Source organism: Mesorhizobium sp. M7A.F.Ca.MR.148.00.0.0 (assembly GCF_003997735.1).
Classification (GTDB): Bacteria; Pseudomonadota; Alphaproteobacteria; order Rhizobiales; family Rhizobiaceae; genus Mesorhizobium.
Genome location: NZ_RZTB01000405.1, coordinates 1 through 454 on the forward strand (window position 1 = coordinate 1; position 454 = coordinate 454).

Consider the following 454-nt stretch of genomic DNA (forward strand, 5'->3'; position numbering starts at 1 on the left):
ATGTTCCCCACGCTTGTCGAGGTGCCGCCGACAGGGGACAACTGGATTCACGAAATCAAATATGACGGCTATCGTACCCAGGTCATTGTTGAGGACGCAAGGCCAGAGCGATCACGCGAAGGGGCTACGACTGGTCATCGACGTACAAGACGATTGTCGAGGCGGCGGCAACCATTCCGAAGTCGGCAATCATCGATGGCGAGGCAATCGTCCTTAACCAGAAAGGCGTGTCGGATTTCCATTCGCTGCGGTCGGCGATGCGATGGGCGCCGGATCGGATCATCTTCGTTGCCTTCGATCTGCTGAACCATGACGGCATCGATTTGCGTCGCGAACCGTTGCTGGCACGTCGGGAAAAGCTGCTCGAACTCGTCGGCACCGCTAAAGGCGTGATCCAGTACAGCCACCATGTGCATGGCGGCGGGGCTGACTTTTATGCCGCGGTTGATCGGAT

The 454-nt window shown here is 57.7% G+C and carries 1 protein-coding gene; it reads right to left on the reverse strand.

Features of this window, described 5'->3' with window-relative positions; all coding sequences use genetic code 11:
• Positions 1-134: 134 nt before the first annotated feature.
• Positions 135-454 (reverse strand): hypothetical protein (locus EOB49_RS38415; protein WP_245473003.1); only part of this gene is annotated, 320 nt, incomplete at its 5' end.